Origin of the sequence: Dietzia sp. SYD-A1, from assembly GCF_015356725.1 — a bacterium.
Taxonomy (GTDB): Bacteria; Actinomycetota; Actinomycetes; order Mycobacteriales; family Mycobacteriaceae; genus Dietzia.
In genome coordinates this window covers 1-2,179 of sequence record NZ_JADDKI010000167.1, presented here as the reverse complement: position 1 = coordinate 2,179, position 2,179 = coordinate 1, and the positions used below count along the sequence as shown (strand labels likewise).

Here is a 2,179-nt window from a genome sequence, read left to right as displayed (position 1 = left end):
GGGTCGAGGCGCCGCGGCTGAGCCGCGAGATCGGGCCGGCGGCTGAGCCGCGAGATCGGGCCGGCGGCTGAGCCTGTGGGGGTTCTCAGCCGCTGATCACCGACCTGCGGCCATCTCCTCGCACCGCTCCCACAGTGCTTGTGCGACCGCGCGGTCGTGCGAGGCACGGGTGGACTGCACGATCTTCGGGTAGCCGCTCAGTTCGCCGACACCGTCGGGGCCCACGTACGCGCCACCGGGCACGGAGGGGACGGTGGCCGCGTACAGCTGGGGCAGGGCGCCCCGTTCGGCGGGCTGGACGAGGAACGGGATCTTCTCCGCGATCCGCATCATCAGATCCTGGACCCGGCTGCCGCTGCGGTACTGGAGGTTGGTGGCCGAGTACCCGGGGTGCGCGGCCACCGCCTTGAGGGATGATCCGGTGGCGTCGAACCGGCGTTGCTGCTCGTAGGCGAGCATGACGCAGGCCAGCTTCGTGGCCGCGTAGACCCCCATCGGCGAGTACTTCTTGCGGGTCCAGTCGAGATCGTCCGGGTCCACCGTGCCCCGCTTGTGCATCATCGAACCGAGCCACACCACCCGGTCGGTGAGCACCGGCACGAGCTTCTCGGTGAGTGCGAAGTGGCCGAGCACGTTCACCCCGAACTGCATCTCGTGGCCCTGGGCCGTGCGGGACGGCGGGATGTTCATGAGCCCGGCGTTGTTGATCAGCACGTCGGGCCGGTGGTCCGCCAAGACCCGGGCCGCGGAGTGGACCGAGTCCAGGTCGGCGAGGTCGAGCTGGACGACCTCGGCACGATCGGGGTGGGCCAGTCCGGCCCGCGCGGCCTCGGCGCGGTCGGTGTCCCGGCACGCCATCAGGACCCGGGCGCCCGCCGCCGTGAGCGCCCGGGTGGACTCGAGCCCGAGGCCTGCGTTGGCGCCGGTGATGACGAAGGTCCGGCCCGTCTGGTCGGGGATGTCTGCGGTGGTCCATCGACTGGTCATGCGCCCAGGCTACGCACGCGCCTCCCCGCGCCGGCCGGCTTGCGCGCCCGGAATGGACCGTTCGTGGCGCATGGTCGGTCGCATTCCGGGCGAACAGGCCGCATAACCGGGCGGGTCAGCCCCAGGTGGCGGCGTCGGGGTCCACGCCGTGCGCGCGGGCATCGGCCTCGACGGCGGCCTCGAGCCATTCGGTCAGTCCCGGCTCGAGGGAGTCGTACGTCTCGCTGAAGCGCGGGTCCTGGCGGTACATGCGGGCCAACAGCACCTGCATCGACCGCGAACAGTCGTAGAACGTCGCGATCGACGCCCGATGCCGCTCGACCAACCCCGCGGCCCGGGGCGAGGCCGGGTCGACGCCGGCCCGTTTCGCGGCGGCGAGGTCGGCGTTCAGCGCGTCCGTCTCCGCCTTGACCCGTCGCCAGTCCTCCTTCGACATCCCCTTTGTCCGCTGCTGCGACTGCTCCCACTGCGGGGTGTCGCCCCACCGTCGCTCGGCCTCGTCCGGCCATTCCTCGTTCCAGTCGGTACCGAAGATCTCGGCACGATCCGAGGGGGTCAGTGGCGTGTTCACTGCGATCGCCTCCTTCAGGCGGTCTACTGCGGAGACCATCTCCTGCAGGTGAGAGATCCGCTCGAGGAGCAGCTCGCGCTGCCGGGACAGGTGGGCCGCCTCGTCGACGTCGGGGTCGTCGAGCAGCACACCGATCTGGGCCAGCGGAAGGCCGAGTTCGCGGTAGACCAGTATCCGGTGGATGCGCGCGACGTCGTCGTCGTCGTACACCCGGTAGTCCGACCACGTCCGGCCGCTGGCCGGTGCCAGCCCGATCCGGTCCCAGTGGTGCAGGGTCCGGATGCTCACGCCCACCAGTTCGGCGACCGCGCCCACGGTGAGGCCCTCGCTCCTCGTCATTCCTCCAGCATCTCTCACATCGGCCACCCTGGGCCCTGACGCGACGTCAGGGTCAAGGGCCGGTCGGTACCGCGGGGGCTTACTCGTCGGTAATATCGGGGTATGAGCCGACCCACATCACGTGTCTACGACCGACTGCGCGACCTCGTCGCGATCCCCGAGTTCCGAGCCGATCCGTCGAGTCGCGAGTCGACGGTGATCGAGGAGGTCTTCACCGGCACGCCGCTCGCCGAGATCCCGGCGGGGACCGCCGACGACGTGGTGGCCGCGGTCGGACGGGCC

At 70.8% G+C, this 2,179-nt stretch carries 2 protein-coding genes and 1 pseudogene; 1 reads left to right on the top strand and 2 read right to left on the bottom strand.

Features of this window, described 5'->3' with window-relative positions; all coding sequences use genetic code 11:
• Positions 1-96: 96 nt before the first annotated feature.
• Both IY392_RS07815 and IY392_RS07810 read right to left on the bottom strand, forming a co-directional pair.
• Entirely contained in the window at positions 97-987 is an 891-nt protein-coding gene (locus IY392_RS07815; RefSeq protein WP_107755433.1) for an oxidoreductase, read from the bottom strand.
• A gap of 115 nt (positions 988-1,102) precedes the next feature.
• The gene (locus IY392_RS07810; RefSeq protein ID WP_194860900.1) at positions 1,103-1,897 is read right to left on the bottom strand and encodes a MerR family transcriptional regulator; all 795 of its coding nucleotides are present in this window, start codon (positions 1,895-1,897) and stop codon (positions 1,103-1,105) included.
• A 102-nt stretch (positions 1,898-1,999) separates the two neighbouring features.
• Between IY392_RS07810 and IY392_RS07805 the strand changes: the two are divergent.
• A pseudogene (locus IY392_RS07805) lies at positions 2,000-2,179 on the top strand (succinic semialdehyde dehydrogenase); the annotation flags it as partial.